Raw genomic sequence first — 14883 nt, 5'->3', positions numbered from 1 at the left:
TTTATTAACGTCGCTTACACGACTCCGTTTCATCAAATCGATAAGGTTGGTTCCCCTAGCCATGCAGGAACGGTTTCATACGTTTTAGCCTCCAGAATTGCTGGAACCCTATTTCGTAAGGACTGCTTTTCCATTCAGAATCAACGGAAATGTACAGGTTTAGCAGCCCCCTTTCAACGCTTATTCTCTTTGCTGGAGCATTTTACCCACTTTCTGCCAGAATCCCTTTTTTAAAAACATAAAATTTCACGGCTTATTTTTCACACAAAACATAAATAACATAATTAAATAAAAAAAATATACTATTTCATTGCTTGTTTAATCGTTTAAACATACTTTTGAAATACCCAATACTGGTATGAATAAGAAAAAAATTTCCCTGAAGGATATTGCCGAGAAGGCACAGGTTTCTACGGCATTAGTCTCCTACGTATTAAATGGAAAAGAAAAGGAAAGCCGGGTTGGGCATGAGATCGCGCAAAAAATCAAACAGATAGCGCAGGAGTTGAATTACAAGCCCAACTACCTGGCGAAAAGCCTGCGCAGTGGTAAAACGCAAACCATCGGGTTGATTATCGCCGATATTTCAAACCCGTTTTTTGCCAATATTGCCCGAATTGTTGAAGATGAAGCTAAAAAGCACGGTTATACGGTTCTGATTGGCAGTTCCGATGAAAAGGCCGACAAATCCTGGGATTTGATCAGTGTATTCCTCAATCGCCAGGTAGACGGTTTTATCATCGTCTCGTCGGAGGATTCGGAAGAACAGATTCAATACCTGCTTGATAAAAACGTACCATTTGTGTTGCTCGACCGGCATTTTCCGAATCTGCCAACCGATTATGTATCGCTCAACAGCTACAGAGCCTCATTGGATGCGGGTACTCACCTGATCCAGAACGGGTACAAACACATTGGATTGATTGCTTATAAATCGAAGCTATTCCATATGCAGGAGCGAATCCGTGGCTACCGGGCCGCCCTGGAAACTCACCAGATTCCGCTTCGTGCGGAATGGCTGAAAGAAGTGGAATTCGATGCTATCGAGAAGGAAATAAAGATTGGTATCGACGAAATGCTGGCTTCCGAGTTCCGGATTGATGCCCTCATTTTTGCGACGTACCGGCTGGCTATTACCGGTTTGAAGTACATCAACTCCCTGGGCTTGAAGGTGCCCGATGATGTAGCCATTGTGAGTTTCGGCCAGGCTGAAGCTTTTGACTTGTACTACTGCCCCATCACGTATGTGCTTCAACCCATGGAGCAGTTGGGCAAAACCGCCGTTGAGATTCTCGTTGAAAACTTAACAAATACAGATACGAAACGAAAACAGGTATTGATGGATGCCAAATTGATGGTCAGAGATTCATCCCGACCCAACGTAACAGTGACTTGAGTTTTATTATTTTGCATCCCTGCTTAATCGTTTAAACACCAACTCTTTTCCTGATAAATTTACCTCTTGATTTATGGTACGAAGAAGTTTTCTGAAATCTGCGGTACTGGGGTCCGGAGCCCTCCTGACAGGCTTCCCGTTGGTCAGTGAAGCGGCTGTACCCAAGCTGAAGATCACCAAAATTCGGTATTATGCCGCGCCGGGTTACAACAAACCTTTGTTCAATCAGGCCCGCGGCATTGTCGAGATCGAAACCGACGGCGGTATCATCGGCATTGGCGAAGGCGGCTCCAAAGATATGATTGAACAATGCGCCCAGATGATGATCGGTGAAAACCCGTTCCGCATTGAGCACATCTGGCAGAACCTCTACCGGGGCATGTTCTATCCGCCGGGCCGGGAAAAATTGCACGCCCAGGGCGCTCTGGACATGGCACTCTGGGACATCAAAGGCAAGGCGCTGGGCGTACCAGTGTATGAACTGCTGGGCGGGGCTACCCGCGATTACGTAGAATGTTACGCCACCGGTTTCCGGGCGTCGAAAGCCAAAACGGAAGAAGAACGCGCCCAGGATTGCCTCAAAGCCGGTTTGCGCTCCTACCGCATCGGCCCCACAGGGGGCAACGGCGCCGAACCGTTTGACTTTTACCAGAATGCCCGAAAAACCATTGAGCTGTGCAAACGCATCGATGCGGCTGTTGGCGGAAACGGCAACTGGGCCATCGACCTGCACACCCGCTTTGATTTGACCGAGGGCGTCAAAATCTGTAAAGCCCTCGAATCGCTGGAACCGTATTTTATCGAAGACATTGTTCGCTCCGAAAACCCGGATGTGTACAAAACCGTGCGGCAGATGACCACGGTGCCCATTGCCGTGGGCGAACAGTTTGGCGACCGCTGGGACAGCAACAACTTCATTGAGCAACGCCTGATTGACTACACCCGCTTCACGGTTCCCAACACCGGCGGCATTTCTGAATTCAAAAAGCTGGCTTCGATGTGCGAGACCCATTACGTCGGCATGATTCCGCACTTTACGGGACCGCTCGCCACGGCGACGCTGGTTCACGTGCTGGGTTCGAGCAGCCCGGCCCGCGCGCTGATGGAACTGGGCGGGGGCGAACCCGAACGACCGCCCTACTTCAACGATGATTTCGTACGGTTTAACAACGGCAAGCTCTACCTTAATCCGGAACCGGGTCTGGGCGTCAAATTTGACCCCAAAAAAGCAACGTTCGTCCTGGAAGTTACGTCCAACACGAAGTTTCCGCACCCGATCCTGAAAGCCCCGGATGGCTCCATTCACAATTGGTAAGTTAAGAGTGGTGAGTTGGCTGCCGCGTTCTGCCAAAGCGGAGATTGCTTAACTCATCGCTCTTAACTCTCAACTCATTTCCTAAACCATACCCATGAAAAAACCTGTTAAACTCTTAATCCTGCTCCTACTGCTGGGGCAGGGTTACGGCTTTGCCCAGAACAACCGCGTTACTGGTAAGGTAACCGGACCAGACAACAAAGCGCTGCCCGGCGTGAACGTTCTTGTTAATGGTACAACAACCGGAACCGTGGCCGATGCAGAAGGAAATTACGCTATTAACGTTCCGGCGGATGCTTCGCTGGTGTTCTCCTACATCAGCTATGTCAGCCAGACTGTTCCGGTCAACGGGCGCTCGGTTATTAACGTTCAGCTGGCCGAGGACACGAAAAGTCTGGACGAAGTGGTGGTCACAGCGCTCGGGATAAAGCGGGAATCCAAAACGCTGGGCTACGCCACCGCTACGGTCAATGCCGACCAGATTTCGACCAACCGGAGTCCGAATCTGATGTCGGGTTTGCAGGGCAAAATGGCCGGTGTCAACATTTCTACCATGTCGACCGGGCCAGCCGGAAGCTCCAAAATCCGCATCCGGGGGCAGTCGTCGTTCAGTGGTCAGAACAACCCGCTAATCGTCATTAACGGCGTTCCGGTCGACAACTCCAACTATGCCCTGGGCGGCAATTTCGGCAACCGCGCGGCCAACAGCTCAGACGGTGGTGATGGACTTTCCAGCATCAACCCCGACGATATCGAGACGATGACGGTTTTGAAAGGAGCCACGGCGGCCGCCCTTTACGGTTCGCGGGCCAAAGACGGCGTAGTCATGATCACCACCAAAAGCCGGGGCGCGGGCAAAGGGTTTGGCGTGGAATACAATACGAACTTCACCACCGACACGCCCCTGGATTTTACCGATTTTCAGTACGAGTACGGGCAGGGCGAAGGCGGGGTGCGGCCCACTACACCGTATCCAACTTCGGGGGTATGGAGTTTCGGTGAAAAATTTCAGCCAGGTATGACGCAGGTGCTGTTCGACGGCGACACGTATCCCTACGAACCCGTACGCAACCGCGTTCGGAAATTTTACAACGTCGGCACCAATTTCACCAACACCCTGACGGTTTCGAACAACGGGGAAAACGGCGGCTTCAGTTTGTCTTTTGCCAACACCGATAACAAAGCCATCACGCCCAATTCGGATTTTAACCGCAAAACGATCAATCTGGGCTTTTCGCAGAACATCAACAAAAACCTGGTAGCAAGCGGAAACATCAATTACTCCAACGAATACAACCGCAATCCGGCCCAGCTCAACACCCAGGACTTTGCCATCCCGACGGTAATTATGACACTCGCCAACTCCATGCCGCTCGATGCCCTGAAAGAACACCAGGTGATGCCCAACGGCGATGAGTTCGTGTTTTCGCGGTTTCTGGTGCGCAACAATCCGTATTACTCCGCATACTATCACTTCGAAAACATCAAACGCGACCGGCTTTTCGGGAACGTCGCCCTGAAATACCAGTTTACCAAGTGGCTGTATTTGCAGGGACGGCTCGCGCAGGATCTCTACACCCGGAGCCAGGATTACAACATTCCGAACGGGTACGCACCGATTGCCAAAGCCCCCGCCGGGTACGTCAACGGCTCATACACGCAGGACGTGCGCCAGTTTGTCGAACGGAATTACGATTTCATTCTGGGCGCGAACCATACCTTTGGTGATGTTGGCATTGATGCTACCTTCGGTGGAAACCAACGGATTGTACGGATGGATTACAACAGCGTGACGGTTCAGGATTTCGTGCAGCCGGGCCTGTATACTGTCATGAATGGCCGGGTCAAAAACCCGTTGTATAGCTTGTCTGAACGGAAAATCAACTCTTTGTACGCGGCTGTGACGCTTTCGTACAAAGAGTTTCTGTACCTGAATGCCACTGCCCGCAACGACTGGTTCTCGACGCTCTCACCCGAAAACCGCAGCATTCTGTATCCGTCCATCACCGGAAGTTTCGTGTTCTCGCAAGCCTTCTCCAACCTTCCCACCTGGCTGACATTTGGCAAAATCCGGGCGGCTTACGCCCAGGTTGGCGACGACAACGTGAGTCCTTATTCCAACGCGCTGTTCTACGCGGTCAACAACAACAACTTTCCGACACCAGCCGGCCAGTTGGTGCCGGTGGGCGGTATCAATGCCTCATCGGTGCCCAACCGCAGCCTGCGTCCGTTGCGGGTTTCGGAAGCCGAGGTTGGGGCCGAGCTGAAGTTTTTCAATAACCGCCTGGGACTGGATTTCACGTATTACCGGAAAGTGACGGAGGATCAGATTCTGGCCACCCAGATCTCAGACGCGTCGTCGTATACCAACAAACTGATCAACGTTGGCAAGAGCATGAACAAAGGCGTTGAACTGCTCGTAACGGGAACACCGGTGCAAACGGCGGCTTTTCAGTGGGATATCAGCGCCAACGTATCCTATAACACGTCCGAAGTCCTGACGCTGGGCCTCTCTCCCGCTGATACCATGATTACCGTGGGAGGTTCGGGCGGCAGCACGCTCCGGCAAGTGGTTGGCAAACCGATCGGTCAGTTATTTACCTTCAACTACCTGCGCGACGATCAGGGGCGTCAGGTGTTCGATAAGGGAAGTGGTCGACCCCTGCGCAACAACACGCCCGTGAACGTTGGCAGTGCACTGCCCCGGTATTTCGGTGGCATTACCAACACCTTCAGTTTCAAAGGCATTACGCTGACTACCCTAATCGACTTTAAACTGGGCCACAAAATGATTGGCGGACAGAACATGAACTACCTGCGGCACGGTTTGCACAAAAAAACGCTGGTGGGTCGTGAACAAGGGTATGTGGTGGGCGTGGGCGTCAATCCAGACGGCGAAATCAACACCACCCGCTCGCCGATTCAGCCGTTCTACGAAACCCCAAACGTGCTCGGGATTTACGAAGATTTTATCTACAATGCCGGTTTCTGGAAGTTGCGGCAGATTACACTCGGCTACGATTTTACGAAGCTCCTGCCCCAGAATTTCTTCATCAAGGGCATCCGCCTGAACGCCGTGGCCAACAATGTCGCGGTGCTGAAAAAATGGACCGAAAACATGGACCCCGAAATGGTCAACAACGCATCGGACAATGCAACGGGTCTGGATTTCTGGCCCAGTTTGCCGCCCACCCGGAGCATGGGTTTCAACCTGAATCTCAAATTTTAAGCCGCTGACCATTTCCTAAAGACAACTTAGCCATGAAAACGAAAGGAAAATACCTGTTCGGCTTGCTGACATCGCTCTGTCTGCTCTCCGGCTGCGACGACCGATTCGACGAAATCAACACCAACAAGGTCGATCCGACAACGCTTTCGCCGTCCTTTGTGATGAACAAGGCCATCATTGACGCAACCTACCTCGACGGTTTTGGCACGCTGCAAATGCTGACCTACGAATTCGGCATCGTGCAGCAGATCATCACGCCCTACGGCAGTTCGCTGGCCGGAGCAAATTACAACCAGAACAATGTGAGCAACACGCCACTTGTCTGGCAGAATTTCTACCGAAACGTACTGAAGCAGATTGTGGATGTGGTGGATAAGACCAAAGACGACGCCAACCGCACCAACCTGTACCACATGGCCCGGATCTGGAAAGCGTATTCGTTCATGATCCTGACGGATACGTACGGTGACATTCCGTATACCGAAGCGGCCAAAGGCTACATCAGCGAAATCACCGCGCCGAAATACGACACCCAGCAGGCCATTTATGCGGATATACTGAAGGAACTGGAGGAGGCCTCGGCGGGGCTGGATGCCACCAAAGCCGTGGAGACGACCGATATCCTGTACGGTGGTAATATTGCGAAATGGAAACGGTTTGGGTATTCGCTGATGCTGCGGGCGGGCATGCGCTTAACCAAAGTAGATCCTACAACCGCCCGGAGTTACGTTACGAAAGCCGTGGCCGGGGGCGTCATGCAATCCAACGACGACAACGCGGTGATGCGCCACACGGCTTTGTATAACAACTGGATTGCCAACCATTTGCAGGCCCGTGAAAAAACCAACTTTTACCTGGCCGCACCCTTTGTCAACTACCTCAAAACCAACAACGATCCGCGCCTGAAATCAATCGCGGTGCGGTACGTCGGGGCCAAAGGCGGGCCGGAACAGGTGGCTTCCCGGGCGTCGACCGAGCCGAGTGTGCAGATTGGTATGCCCATGGGCTACGACAACGTCACGATCTCGGTTCCGGCAGTACTGACGCAGTATGGTGTTGCCAGCCTCTGGGATTTTTCGCAGGTGAATCTGAATACGGTTTTGAAACTCGACGCACCGGAATTTCACGTCACCTACGCGCAAACGCAGCTGCTCCTGGCCGAAGCCGCCCAGCGCGGCTGGATTACGGGGAGTGCCGCGGATTTTTACACCAAAGGAGTTCGGGCCAATATGGAACAGATGGCTGCTTATGACCCCGCGGCTGCCATTCCCGAAGCCGCCATCCAGGCGTACCTGACAGCGCACCCGTTCGCAACGGCCAGGGCGCTGGAGCAGATCAACACGCAATACTGGGTGGCCTCTTTCCTGAACGGTCCCGAGCTGTTTGCTAACTTCCGCCGAAGCGGCTTTCCGGCTTTGACCAAGAACCCGTATCCGGCCTCCGAAATCACCGAAGACTTCATCCGCCGAATCCCGTATCCCGACAGCGAAACCATTGTTAACCAGCAGAATGTCAACGAAGCGATTGCCCGGCAGGGAGCCAACACCTTAAGCACCCGCGTCTGGTGGGATAAGAAATAGAGATGTATGAGCTGTATCGCGGAGTTAAGCGGAGTTTTAAGGAGGTTAACGGAGCCTCGGCTCAACGTAAGAAACCTCCGCTTTACTCTGCGAAATAACCAAACCTAAATCCTCAGAAAAATGAAATCAACCGTATCCCGACGCACGGTCATCCAGTCAGTTCTGGGTGTGGCAGGAGCCAATCTACTGACGTTACCCGAAACCTCTTATGCGCACAATCCCGGCCAGTTTCGGGATTATAGCAAAGTAAAAATTACCAAACTGGAAACCTTTCTGGTCAAGCCCCGCTGGATTTTCCTGAAAATCCACACCGATGTCGGCGTTGTGGGCCTGGGCGAACCGCTGCTGGAAGGCCGGGCGCTGACCATTCAAACCGCCATCAAGGAAGTAGAACCGTACCTGATTGGCAAAGATCCGCGGGCCATCGTTCACCATTGGCAGGCCATTTATCGCCACGCATTTTACCGGGGCGGCCCCATCCTGACCAGCGCCCTGAGCGGCATCGACCACGCCTTGTGGGATATCAAAGGCAAGCTGCTGAACGTACCGGTATATGAACTGCTCGGCGGCCCCACCCGCGACCGTGTCCGGATTTATGGCCGGGCGGGCAATGCCGAAGACATGAAAAAACGCAAGGCCGAAGGTTATACGGTCATTAAAACCGGGGTGGCCAAAAAGAATCCGGCCAATATTGTTGAAAACCCCAAGTTCATCCAGTACGCAATCGATAACTTTGCCTCGCTGCGGGAAGCCGGAGGGCCGGACATGGACATAGCCATCGATTTCCACGGAGCCATTTCACCGCAAACATCCAAACTGCTGATCAAGGAGCTGGAGCCGTATAAACCGATGTTTGTGGAAGAGCCCGTCCAGGCGCAGAATGTGGATGTGCTGGTCGACATTGCCCGCGGAACGCACCTGCCCATTGCAACCGGCGAACGGATTTTTACAAAGTGGGGATTCCGGGAAATCCTGGAAAAACGGGCCGCCAGCATTATCCAGCCGGACCTGTGCCACGCGGGCGGCATCACCGAAGGTCGCATCATTGCGGGCATGGCCGAAGCCTATTACGTGCCGATTGCGCCCCACAATCCGATGGGACCGATTTCACTCGCGGTGGGGCTTCATCTGGCCGCCAGCGTCCCCAATTTTCTGGTGCAGGAACAGGTATCGCTGGGCGAAGGCTATCTTAAAAAACCGTTCAAGCTGGAAAAAGACGGTACGGTGCTGGTTCCGAAAGGACCGGGTCTCGGCATTGAACTGGACGAAGCCCAGCTCAAAGACAAAATCGGCCACGACTGGAAAAACCCAGAAACGTATAATGCCCTGGACGGTTCAGTTGTCGATTGGTAATGAAACCCACGGTTTTCACCGCAAACAAAACCTAACTAATTTAAATGATCCATTATCTACTGTGCTGCGACTGGGGGACCTCTTCCTTCCGGCTTCGGCTGATCGACAGTTCCAATTATCGGCTGGTTGATGAAGTGGTTTCGCAGCAGGGAATCGCCCATCTCTTCGATGCCTGGAAAAAAACCGGGGAAAATCATGGTATTTCGCGCGACGAATTTTTCCGCCAGGCACTAAAAAAACAACTTGCCATCCTGGCCCGGCAAACTTCGGTTCTGCTGGACAAAGTGCCCGTTGTGGTGTCCGGAATGGCCTCCTCCTCCATCGGCATGGCCGAAATACCGTATGCTACGCTCCCTTTTTCCATTGATGGAAGCCAGGCCAGCGTGCGGCATTTTGAAGCCCTTGAATCGTTTCCGCACGAGCTGCTTCTGATTTCGGGGGTGAAGAGTACGGAGGATGTCATGCGGGGCGAAGAAACCCAGCTCATCGGTTTGGCGGCCCTGCTGGATTCGGAAGGCAAACGGCCCAGCGACGCCATTTTTATTTTTCCGGGCACGCACTCCAAACACATGTATGTGCAGGGCGGGCAGCTGGTCAATTTCGAGACGTACATGACGGGCGAGGTGTTCAACCTGATGGCCTCACAAAGCATTCTGAAAGATTCCGTTGACCTTAGTCACCTCCGTGAGCTAACCGGTCAGAACCTGTCGGCTTTTCAGGCCGGTATTTCCGAAGCGGATTCGCCCCTGCTCAACCGCCTGTTTACGGTTCGGACCAACCAGCTGTTCGACAAACGAAAAAAGCAGGAAAACGCCTACTACCTGAGTGGTTTATTGGTGGGAGCCGAGCTGAAAATACTGCAGGAAAAAGAACACTGGAAACTCGTTCTATGCAGCGGCTCCAACTTGTTTCCGTTTTACGAACAAGCCATTGAAACCTTACAGCTTACCGACCGGACGACGACCATTCCGGCGGATGTGATTGACAAAGCGGCTTTTGTTGGCCAAACGATTCTGTTTCAGCATTCAAACTTAAACGTGTAACACCCGCATTCGAATGAGTCAACCTACCTTTTCGTGGACGTTATTCAAGCAGGTTCCGATCATCGGAATCATTCGTAATCTGGCCGTTGAAGATGTTCTGTCCCTACTGCCAATTTACCGGGAAGCCGGACTGACCACCCTGGAAATAACCATGAATACGCCCGGGGCCGAGCAGCTGATCCGATCCGCGACGGAACAGGAACCGGGCGACTTGAACATCGGTGCCGGAACCGTCTGTACCGAACAGGAGCTGGACCGGGCACTGGCCGCCGGGGCGCAGTTCATCGTGACGCCCATTCTGAATGAAACGGTAATCAAACGGTGCGTAGAGCGGGGTATTCCGATCTTTCCGGGTGCGTTTACACCTTCCGAAATTTACCGCGCCTGGTCGCTCGGTGCGCCAATGGTCAAGGTGTTTCCGGCCGCTTCGCTGGGAGCCAATTACCTCAAAGAAGTTAAATCACCGTTGAATCAGGTCAAGCTTTTACCTACCGGCGGAGTCGGTCTCGCCAACATGGCGGAATTTCTACGCGCCGGAGCCGACGGACTTGGTATTGGCGGGCAGCTTTTTGACAAAACACGCCTTAAAAACCAGGATTGGGACGGTTTACGGCAGCATTTCCAGGCCTTTGTCCAACAGATTAAGACCGTTTCATCGTAAAATTTCCCAGACCGTTCAGATTTTCAAGACCTGACCTGACCGGTCTGCCGCGCCAATCACTCTTTTCCTCCTTAAGACTGTAACCTTGTGAAAATACCTTACTACCGCTGGTTCGTCGTTGCCTTAGTGTTTGTTGCCACGACGATCAACTACCTCGACCGCCAGATCATCGGTTTATTAAAACCGATCCTTGAAAAAGAATTCAACTGGTCAGAAACGGATTACGCCCAGATTGTGATGGCGTTTACGGCGGCCTACGCCATTGGCCTGGCGTTGTCGGGCTGGATGATTGATAAAACCGGCACGAAGTTGGGCTACGCCATTACGATTGTGTTCTGGAGTGTGGCTGGCATGCTTCACGCGGTGGCCCGCAGTGCGTCCGGATTTGCACTAGCCCGACTGGGCTTAGGACTGGGTGAAGCCGGTAACTTCCCGGCGGCTGTCAAAACCGTAGCGGAATGGTTTCCGAAAAAAGAGCGCGCGCTGGCAACCGGCCTGTTCAACTCCGGAACCAGCGTTGGCGTGGTGGCCGCACTCATGCTCGTTCCCTGGATTTTAAGGAATTACGGCTGGCAGGAGGTATTCTGGATTACGGGCGCGCTGGGATTTGTCTGGCTGATCATCTGGCTCATTTTTTACGATGTGCCAACAAAACAGAAACGGCTCACCACCGCCGAACTGAACCTGATTACCAGCGGGCAGGATCAGGAAACTTCCGAAGCCCAAAACCGGCTTTCAATCAACTGGTTTAAGTTATTTACCCTGCCGCAGACCTGGGCATTTATCGTTGGAAAGGCCTTCATCGACCCGATATTCTGGTTTTTTCTGTTCTGGCTCCCCTCCTATTTTTCGTCGGCTTACCAACTCGATCTAAAGAAGGTGAGCGTGGAACTGCTGATCATTTACATCGCTACCACCGTCGGCAGTATTGGCGGAGGGTATTTCTCATCGGCCCTGATCAAACGCGGCTGGCCCACGTTAAAAGCCCGGAAAACCGTTTTGTTGGTGTTCGCCTTTCTCGAAATTTCCATCATTCTGGCGCAGTTTGCCACCAACGTCTGGATGGTTGTAGCGCTGATCAGCCTGGCCGTGGCGGTGCATCAGGCCTGGGCCACCAATGTCTTTACCATCGCATCCGACCTGTTCCCGAAACAGGCGGTCAGTTCGGTTGTCGGTCTTGGTGGAATGGCCGGGGCCGTCGGTGGCATTTTTTTTCCGATGCTCGTGGGCTATCTGCTGGATTCTTACAAAGCCGCTGATAATTTAGCGGGCGGCTACAACCTGCTCTTCACCATTTGCGGATTCACGTATTTGACGGTTTGGGTGATTATTCATCTTTTGACCCGAAACCCGAAAGCGGTTGAGCTGAACCAGTTGACCTAACACGCGTTAAAATGAACCTCAGCAAATTCCCTTTCTTCAACCTTCTTTTTTGTCTCGTTCTTCTTTCCGGAATTGGTTTTGGCCTGAGCGGATGGGTAAGCCAGCCGAAGGCCAGTCCGCCGAATGTTGTTTTGTTTTTCATCGATGATCTGGGCTACGGCGACCTGTCGTGTTACGGTGCTACTGGTTACACCACCCCCAACCTCGACCAAATGGCCGCCGAAGGCACCCGATTCACGAGTTTTCTGGCCGCTCAGGCGGTTTGCAGTGCATCGCGGGCGGCTTTGCTAACCGGCTGTTATCCCAACCGGGTTGGCATTTCCGGAGCGCTGGGGCCGGGTTCGCCCATTGGTCTGAATCCGGAAGAAGAAACGATTGCGGAACTGCTGAAGGAAAAAGGCTATGCAACCGGCATCTTTGGAAAATGGCACCTGGGCAGCCAGAAGGCCTTTTTACCCCGTCAGCAGGGCTTTGATGACTATTATGGGGTGCCTTATTCGCACGATATGTGGCCGTTGCACCCCAACCAGGCCAACGCCCATTATCCGCCCCTGCACCTGATCGAAGGAGATACCCCCGGGCGGGAGATTAAAACGCTGGAAGATGCCAGCGAGCTGACTCCGAGCATCACCGAACAGGCCATCGGTTTTATCCGAAAACACAAAAAACAGCCCTTTTTTCTGTACGTTCCTCACCCATTGCCGCACGTTCCGCTGGCGGCTTCAAGTCGCTTTCGGGGGAAGAGTTCAGCCGGCTTGCTGGGTGATGTGATGATGGAACTCGACTGGTCGGTCGGCCAGATTTTGCAGGAACTAAAACAGCAGGGGTTGGATAAAAATACCCTCGTCATTTTTACGAGCGACAACGGCCCCTGGCTCAATTACGGCGAGCACGCGGGTTCGGCAGGCGGTTTTCGTGAAGGCAAAGGCACTTCGTTTGAAGGAGGACACCGCGTGCCCTGCATTATTCGCTGGCCGGGCGTGGTTCCGGCCGGGCGGGTTTCCAATAAATTGCTGACGACGATGGAAATTCTGCCGACGGTCGCTAAGTTGTGTGGGGCGCGCCTGCCCAAAAAAGCCATTGACGGCGTGGACATGGTCGCCCTGTTAAAGGGCGATGAAACCGCCACGCCCCGCGACCGGTTTTACTATTATTACCGAAAAAACAGCCTCGAAGCCGTTCGCCAGGGTCATTGGAAATTGGTGTTTGCGCATCCCGGACGCACCTACGAAGGATTTATGCCGGGCAAAGGTGGTCAGCCCGGTCCTACCACCGAGACGCACGGTTTTCCGGCGGCCCTGTATGATCTCCGGCGTGATCCGGGTGAGAGGTACGATGTGCGCGAGCAAAATCCGGACATTGTAGCAGCCCTCGAAAAAGTGGCCGAAGAAGCCCGGAACGATCTGGGTGATGATCTACAAAACCGAACCGGAAAAAATGTGCGTCCCGCGGGCCAGATTGCCAAATAAGACCCTTGCGTTGCCTGAGCTTCTCCCCAAACAAAACGGCCTCCAATCGGTAAATTGGAGGCCGTTTTACTTTGGGGCTATGCCTTTTTCAGCCACCGGTCAAACCAGTCAAATGCATCAGCTTGCATAACACTATCGAATTTGTGCTCACCGTCGTAAAACCGGCTTGTATACCGATCTGACGCTCCGGCTTTTACAAACACTTCTTTAAGGATCTGGTCGGCTGCTTTCATTTCGGGCAGCGTATACAATTCATCTTGATTGTTGCTTTGAACCATCGTCGGAAGGGGGACGCGCAATCCCAGAATTTCCGGAAAATCAAGGTACTTGGGCAACAAAGGCGTATAGGTCATCCAGGTATGCGTATACGTTTTGTGCAACGTCAGATCATTCCAGGTTGTCATGAAGCCGACGCAAACGCAGCATTTGACCCGATCATCCAACCCCGCCAGATAGACGGTTCTGAGGCCCCCGCCGGACAAACCGCCACAGCCCACCCGCTGCGGATCAACATCTTTTCGGGCGCACAAAATGGACAGGGCCACCTGATCTTCGGTCAGGAAAACCCCCGGCCACGTGGTTCCCGCGCAAAACAAGGACTTTGACATGACGTTTTCATGTTCGGCAGACCATTTGTTGTAGGCCTCGATGTTCTCCTTTTTCTCCGGGTCGGCATCGGTTTTCCCCCTGGTGTCGAGTCCTTCATACTTTAAGTCAACTACCTCTTCATACAAGACCCGCCGGCTGCCAAACGCAAACGCATCGTGCACCAGCACCACGTATCCCCGCTTGGCAATGTCATTGGCCCAGGCTCTTCCACTGTAATCCTCCTGCTGATGTTCAACCAGCAACGGGTGCTGGTCATCCCCGGTTTTGACGATTTTCCGGTACCCGAAATATTTCTTCCCGGCATGGTCGTGCAGCGCGAGTATGCCAGGCAAGGGTTCCTTGGCTCCTTTCGGCTTTAGAACAACGGCCTTCGTGGGTCTGCCGTAAGGCAGTTGCCAGCTTATTTCTTCAATTACCAAACCGTCATACTCAAACGTTCGGTCAATCTGCACGCGGGGCATAGCCGGTTGAGGAGGAGCCGACACCAATTCCTTGGTTTTGCTTACCGCTTCTTTTTTCCACCGAGCCAGCTGCGCCGGTTTCCACTCGGCATTCCGGAACGAGAGGGCGCGATGCGGATGAAGCGAAGCCGCCCAGGGGCCATACGCCCCGATGATACTTTTCGTTTCGGGCGCCACTCCGGGGGGAATTGGGTTGTCTTCCTGATTTGCCCAGATCGCGTCAAGGCCGGGCGGAAGAAAAGGAACGGAACTGGTCAGCAAGGACGACTTGATAAAGGTTCTGCGGGCAGGGTCGAATTTCATTTTTTAGGAGTTCAGAAGCAATGACCAAAGTTATTGGTCCGGCGCGAAAAACAAACTATCTGAACCGACAAAACCACAACT

At 53.1% G+C, this 14883-nt stretch carries 10 protein-coding genes; 9 read left to right on the top strand and 1 reads right to left on the bottom strand.

Features of this window, described 5'->3' with window-relative positions:
- Positions 1-358 precede the first annotated feature (358 nt).
- The 9 genes from ACYVH9_RS21350 (at position 359) to ACYVH9_RS21310 (ending at position 13429) form a co-directional block, all read left to right on the top strand.
- A complete protein-coding gene (locus ACYVH9_RS21350; protein WP_460638430.1) occupies positions 359-1396 on the top strand; it encodes a LacI family DNA-binding transcriptional regulator in 1038 nt (345 codons plus the stop codon).
- Positions 1397-1469: 73 nt separating this feature from the next.
- Entirely contained in the window at positions 1470-2711 is a 1242-nt protein-coding gene (locus tag ACYVH9_RS21345; protein WP_460638429.1) for a mandelate racemase/muconate lactonizing enzyme family protein, read from the top strand.
- Positions 2712-2805: 94 nt separating this feature from the next.
- Positions 2806-5940, top strand: coding sequence for a SusC/RagA family TonB-linked outer membrane protein (locus ACYVH9_RS21340; RefSeq protein ID WP_460638428.1), 3135 nt, complete (start codon positions 2806-2808; stop codon positions 5938-5940).
- Between the two features lie 32 nt (positions 5941-5972).
- On the top strand, positions 5973-7520 hold the full coding sequence (locus tag ACYVH9_RS21335; RefSeq protein WP_460638427.1) for a SusD/RagB family nutrient-binding outer membrane lipoprotein: 1548 nt from the start codon (positions 5973-5975) through the stop codon (positions 7518-7520).
- Between the two features lie 120 nt (positions 7521-7640).
- Entirely contained in the window at positions 7641-8873 is a 1233-nt protein-coding gene (gene dgoD / locus ACYVH9_RS21330) for a galactonate dehydratase (RefSeq protein ID WP_460638426.1), read from the top strand.
- A gap of 44 nt (positions 8874-8917) precedes the next feature.
- Positions 8918-9916, top strand: coding sequence for a 2-dehydro-3-deoxygalactonokinase (locus ACYVH9_RS21325; RefSeq protein WP_460638425.1), 999 nt, complete (start codon positions 8918-8920; stop codon positions 9914-9916).
- Positions 9917-9929: 13 nt separating this feature from the next.
- The gene (locus tag ACYVH9_RS21320; RefSeq protein WP_460638424.1) at positions 9930-10577 is read left to right on the top strand and encodes a bifunctional 4-hydroxy-2-oxoglutarate aldolase/2-dehydro-3-deoxy-phosphogluconate aldolase; all 648 of its coding nucleotides are present in this window, start codon (positions 9930-9932) and stop codon (positions 10575-10577) included.
- 87 nt (positions 10578-10664) lie between these two features.
- Positions 10665-11960: an MFS transporter gene (locus tag ACYVH9_RS21315; protein WP_460638423.1), complete on the top strand. Its 1296-nt coding sequence runs from the start codon at positions 10665-10667 to the stop codon at positions 11958-11960.
- 11 nt (positions 11961-11971) lie between these two features.
- The gene (locus ACYVH9_RS21310; RefSeq protein WP_460638422.1) at positions 11972-13429 is read left to right on the top strand and encodes a sulfatase family protein; all 1458 of its coding nucleotides are present in this window, start codon (positions 11972-11974) and stop codon (positions 13427-13429) included.
- Between the two features lie 77 nt (positions 13430-13506).
- Here ACYVH9_RS21310 and ACYVH9_RS21305 read toward each other — a convergent pair whose 3' ends face one another.
- Positions 13507-14802, bottom strand: coding sequence for a dienelactone hydrolase family protein (locus tag ACYVH9_RS21305; protein ID WP_460638421.1), 1296 nt, complete (start codon positions 14800-14802; stop codon positions 13507-13509).
- Positions 14803-14883: the final 81 nt, after the last annotated feature.

Source organism: Larkinella harenae, from assembly GCF_054780515.1.
The sequence above is the reverse complement of the archived record's forward strand: the minus strand, read 5'-3'. Positions and strand labels throughout refer to the sequence as shown.

What these genes read in the sequence shown, in the direction of transcription:
- ACYVH9_RS21350 (WP_460638430.1), top strand. Translation starts at nt 359, where the DNA reads ATGAATAAGAAAAAAATTTCCCTGAAGGATATTGCCGAGAAGGCACAG.
- ACYVH9_RS21345 (WP_460638429.1), top strand. Translation starts at nt 1,470, where the DNA reads ATGGTACGAAGAAGTTTTCTGAAATCTGCGGTACTGGGGTCCGGAGCC.
- ACYVH9_RS21340 (WP_460638428.1), top strand. Translation starts at nt 2,806, where the DNA reads ATGAAAAAACCTGTTAAACTCTTAATCCTGCTCCTACTGCTGGGGCAG.
- ACYVH9_RS21335 (WP_460638427.1), top strand. Translation starts at nt 5,973, where the DNA reads ATGAAAACGAAAGGAAAATACCTGTTCGGCTTGCTGACATCGCTCTGT.
- dgoD (WP_460638426.1), top strand. Translation starts at nt 7,641, where the DNA reads ATGAAATCAACCGTATCCCGACGCACGGTCATCCAGTCAGTTCTGGGT.
- ACYVH9_RS21325 (WP_460638425.1), top strand. Translation starts at nt 8,918, where the DNA reads ATGATCCATTATCTACTGTGCTGCGACTGGGGGACCTCTTCCTTCCGG.
- ACYVH9_RS21320 (WP_460638424.1), top strand. Translation starts at nt 9,930, where the DNA reads ATGAGTCAACCTACCTTTTCGTGGACGTTATTCAAGCAGGTTCCGATC.
- ACYVH9_RS21310 (WP_460638422.1), top strand. Translation starts at nt 11,972, where the DNA reads ATGAACCTCAGCAAATTCCCTTTCTTCAACCTTCTTTTTTGTCTCGTT.
- ACYVH9_RS21305 (WP_460638421.1), bottom strand. Translation starts at nt 14,802, where the DNA reads ATGAAATTCGACCCTGCCCGCAGAACCTTTATCAAGTCGTCCTTGCTG.